Genomic DNA, 5,133 nt, shown 5'->3' on the forward strand with positions numbered 1-5,133 from the left:
ACTCAACAATTTTATTACGATCAACAATAGATAAATCAGAAAATTTCATAACGAGCAATACCTCCAAATGTTAGTTTTTCGTTTTGTCTAACATTTGGGGTACAGCTCAGTGCCATTAATATTAATTTTATTATGATGCTACCTAACTGTTTTATAAGGATCTCTTATAGTTAATATAAGGGATCCTTATTTTTTAGTTTTACATGACTTTGAGTGAGGGGGATAGAAATCTTAGAAAACTTAGAAAGCTTCGAAAATTTCTAGATTAGTTATCCATTCCCTCTATAATTAGTTAGATACTAGTTATTTGCAAAAATTTAATGAGTATATGTAACTTATAGATTTTTTAACCACTCTATTTTTAGGGGGTGGATTTACTTTGTTTTTTAAGTAAAATCGTTGTATAATATAAGTGTCACTTGATGTAATAATGTATATTTATTACTAAATATCTCATAAATAATTTATTTTTAAACTAGGAAAGTGTCATTATCATAAATTTGATAATGATATTACCTAATTGTTTAAGGATCCCTATAATACTAGGGATCCTTCTTTTTATTAGTTTTACATTACTTTAAGATTGGGGGGATAGAAAGCTTAGAACACTTAGAAAGCTTCGAAAATTTCTAGAGTACTTACTCACCCTCTCGATATTTGTTAGAGATTAGTTATTTGCAAAAATTTAATGAGTATATGCAATTTATAGATTTTTAACCCCTCTTTTTTAGGGGGGATATTTACTTTGATTTTTAAGTTAAATGATTGTATAATTACCATGTAAACTTTTACTTAAAAATTTGATTTGCAAGATTTTATTTCATATTTAAAACTATATATTTTTTACTAAACTAGGTAGTGTCATTATCATTAATTTGATAGTGACATTGCCTAATTTTTTAAGGATCCCTGTAATTAGGAATCCTTATTTTTTACCTAAATTTTTCCTTCAGCTAACTGATCAATTATTTTTTTGAAGACCATAGCCTATGTTTATTTTTCTTATAGGACAAGTAAGAGATTTAAAATTTCAATTACTTTCTTCAATAAAACGGAGAATGCGGAGAATGTAAAAAGGAAAAAAAGGAAGATTTTTAAATAAGATAGTTGTATAATGCAAGGGTAGCACATTGAGTGATAATGTAATGTTATTACTCGATTCATCATATAATATTTGTTTTAAAAACTAGGAAAGTGTCATTACTATTAATTTTATTATGATGCTACCTAACTATTTTATAAGGATCTCTTATAGTTAATATAAGGGATCCTTATTTTTATTTTACAAAATTTATAAACTTGTTATTTGAACCTTACTTAAATCTTACTTTAACCTTATCTTAATAAAAATTTTTTCAGCTTGTTTTTACAATTAACCCCTCTATTTTAAGCTTATAAAATTCAATTAAGCTAGATAACATCTAGGAAAACGATAGTTTTACTCACTTGCAAAAAGATATTATTTTTCATAAATTTAAGGTTAAAATTATTCAGCATAAAAATGTATTGTGTTGTACAATATTATTGCAGTCAATGCAAAACAAAATATTCTATTCTTTAACCTTCAAGTTATTGGGAGACATCTTATGGGTAGCTTCAATAAACTACTAAACTACATCGATAAAAAGTTTTCAGAAGAAAAATTACTTAAAGTTCTTTGTACTGTTGTTATTATCAACATCTGCTTACTATCATTGAATTTAATTATGAAATTATTCATGTTATAGTAGCTTGTGCAAATTAACGCATGCACCTATGAGGTGACTTGCAAATATTTACTTTAAAAGTTAATATTTGCAAGTCACCTCAAGTCGTTTAATAAGAATTTGTTTAGCAAGAAGTCGTTTTACAAGAAGTGGTTTTACATTCTCCGAATGCTTACTCTAACTTGTTCTTGACTTGTTCTTAACTTGTTCTCGACCTCACAAGCTTTGCGATATTTAAGCAAAAAAGAAAAAACTACAGTATAATATGGGGCAATAATCGCACTATTCACTTGATCTGGATATAGACATGACACTAAAACAATTTACTCCTGAAAACTTCCATATTTGGTTCAATCACGACGAAATTAAAAAACGTAACGCAGAGTTAGGTGAAGAAATCTCACGTTTTTATAATGAAAACTACCCAGGTGAAGAAGTTCTTTGTGTAGGTTTATTACGTGGTGCAGTATACTTTTTAGTGGATTTAACTCGTGAAATGACTGTTCCTTTAACAATCGATTTCATGACAGTTTCATCTTACGGTGATGGTACAGAGTCTACTTTAAACGTTAAAATCTTAAAAGATTTAGATACTGATATTTCAGGTAAACATGTGTTAATTATCGAAGATATTATCGATACAGGTCACACTTTAAATAAAGTACGTAAATTACTTTTAGACCGTAATCCAAAATCTCTTCACATCGTAACATGTGCAGACAAACCAGCTCGTCGTTTAGTTGATGTTCCAGTTGATTGGGTAGGTTTTGAAGTTGAAAACCGCTTCACAGTTGGTTACGGCTTTGAAATCGCACAAAAATATCGTAATGTAACTGCAATTGGTTACATTGAAGAGAAAAAATAAGTTAACAGCAAATTGCTTGTCTTTTAATTTATTTTTTTAGTAAGTTTTTAAATTATTGTTACTAGATCTTGAATAGTACAATGCACAGAATTTAGGTTGCTTTGTCACGTGCAAAGCAACTTTTTTTATGAAGATCTTTTATGTCATTAGTTAGATTAACCGATGCAAATTTATCTTTTGGTTCTCATGTTATCTTAGATAACATTAACTTAAGTATCGAGAACCATGAACGAGTATGTATAGTTGGACGTAATGGTTCGGGGAAATCAACTTTACTTAAAGTAATTTTAGGGAGTGAGGACTTAGATTCAGGTTCACGTATTTTGGAAACCAATGTACGTATTGCTTATTTACGTCAAGATCCCCCAGAACGTCTAGATATTACAACTTATGAGTATGTCGCTTCGGGAGCTGCACATGCACAAGCAGTACTTGAACAACATCAACAAGCTCTATTGGCTTATAGCCAAACCCCAACGGCAGAGTTAGAGCGTTTAATTTCACAACTTGAAGAAGAAATTAACACCGGTGACTACTGGAGTTTAGATAAACGTATTGCTGCCGTACTAACCCAACTTGGAATTCCTGCTGAACGTAAACTTCAAGAGTTCTCGGGTGGTTGGTTAAGACGCGTAGAGCTAGCTAAAGCTTTTGTAAGTAACCCAAATGTTTTACTGCTCGATGAGCCAACGAACCATTTAGATATTAGCTCGATTCAATGGTTAGAAAACAGTTTACAAAGTTTTCCTGGAGCAATTGTCTTTATCTCGCACGACCGTGCATTTGTGGATCACATGGCAACGCGTATTGTTGAACTGGATCGTGGACATGTGTATGATCATCCAGGTAGTTTTAGTGGCTATCTTGATGGACGTAATAAACGTCTAGAAGATGAGAAAAAGCAAGTAGCGCTTTTTGAAAAGAACTTAGCTGAAGAAGAAAAGTGGATTCGTAAAGGTATCGAGGCTCGTCGTACCCGTAACGAAGGACGTGTACGTGCGTTAAAAGCAATGCGTGTCGAAGCGCAGAATATGCGTAAGCTAAGTGATTTTGGTTCAATTAACGTGCAAACTACTCGTTCTGGTAAACTTGTTTTTGAAATTACCGAGCTTGGACTAGAGTTAGGTGGACGAACAATCTTTACTGATTTTACTAATCGTGTCTCTGCAAAAAGTCGTATTGCGATTGTTGGAGATAATGGTTGTGGGAAATCATCGCTTATTAAGGTGTTACTCCACGAATTAGAACCAACTCATGGTAGTGTACATATAGGAACAAACTTAGAAGTTGCCTACTTTGATCAACTACGTGCAGAGCTAGATCTAGACAAAACAGCAATCGATAACGTGTTTGACGGTAAAGTAGAAGCCTATGTTAACGGGCATGTTCGTCATGCCATTGGTTACTTAGGTGACTTTATGTTTACTGCTGAAAAAGCTCGTACTAAAGTATCAAGCTTATCTGGAGGTGAACGTAACCGTTTACTACTGGCAAAAATCTTAGCTAAACCGTCTAACTTGCTCGTACTTGATGAGCCAACTAATGATCTGGATATTGAAACCTTAGAACTGCTTGAAGAGCTAGTAAGTGAATACGACGGTACGATCTTAATCGTTTCACACGATCGTCAGTTTATCGACAATGTTGCAGTAGAAACTTGGTTTATTGACCAACAAAAGGTTTACCCATACGTTGGTGGTTATAGCGATAACGTAGTACTTCATCAGCAATTACTTGAAGCAGAGCAGGCTAAAGCTCTAGCTGCTCAAGCCAAAGCTGCAAGTAAAGTAGCAGGCAAAGCATCAAGTACCAACAACCAAGAACTAACAGGTCAAGGCAGTGTAGCTAACGCAAATGCTCATTTAACTCAACAAAATGGTGTAACCGCTAGTGGAGCAACCACCAGCAAAAGTTCTAACACTGCTACTAGTGCAAGCCAAGCAAGTGCAACAAGTCAAGCAACTGCAGGTAACGGACGAGTGCAAAACCGTACTGAACGTTTATCTTACAAAGAAAAACAAGACTTGTTAAACATTCCAAACCAGCTCGAAGAGCTTGAAGCGGAAATGGCGCAACTACTTGCTGAGATTGAAGAGTTAGGTAGTAATCCAAATGGCTATTTACAGCTAGAAGAAAAAACCAAACTTCTTAACGCTAAACAAGAGCTATCAGAAGAACTGCAAGAGCGTTGGTTAGAGTTAGAGGAAAAGCGTGAACGCTTAGGTGAAGTGCTGTAGATGATACTAACTAAAGGTTAAACGAATGGTTTTATCTTGGTTCAATTGTTTATAACCTCAAGGTTATAGGCTCAGTTTAAGAAGCTAGATTTGTTTTTACTAGACAGTGCTGGGAATAAACTTTTTACATAAGTTTAAGCTTAAGTATGTTATAATTAAAGAAATTCTAGTTTACTAAAAAATTAAATTGAGTAAAACTTAAAAACTAAGTAAAAACCAAAAAATTAACAAGTTATAACTATTAAAATATTAGTGAGTCGCTCTTAAAGGGTGAGGTTACCCCCAAATGGTTGACAGATTTAATACTTTCTGTAGACAAAAACTG

At 33.1% G+C, this 5,133-nt stretch carries 2 protein-coding genes; both read left to right on the forward strand.

Annotated elements, in window-relative coordinates:
* Nucleotides 1-2,013: 2,013 nt before the first annotated feature.
* Complete coding sequence (hpt, locus tag CKF54_RS07465; RefSeq protein ID WP_119525728.1) at nt 2,014-2,571, forward strand: hypoxanthine phosphoribosyltransferase; 558 nt, start codon at nt 2,014-2,016, stop codon at nt 2,569-2,571.
* Between the two features lie 140 nt (nt 2,572-2,711).
* A complete protein-coding gene (locus tag CKF54_RS07470; RefSeq protein ID WP_119525729.1) occupies nt 2,712-4,808 on the forward strand; it encodes an ATP-binding cassette domain-containing protein in 2,097 nt (698 codons plus the stop codon).
* Nucleotides 4,809-5,133: the final 325 nt, after the last annotated feature.

This window comes from Psittacicella hinzii (genome assembly GCF_003585885.1).
In the GTDB taxonomy this organism is placed as follows: domain Bacteria; phylum Pseudomonadota; class Gammaproteobacteria; order Enterobacterales; family Psittacicellaceae; genus Psittacicella.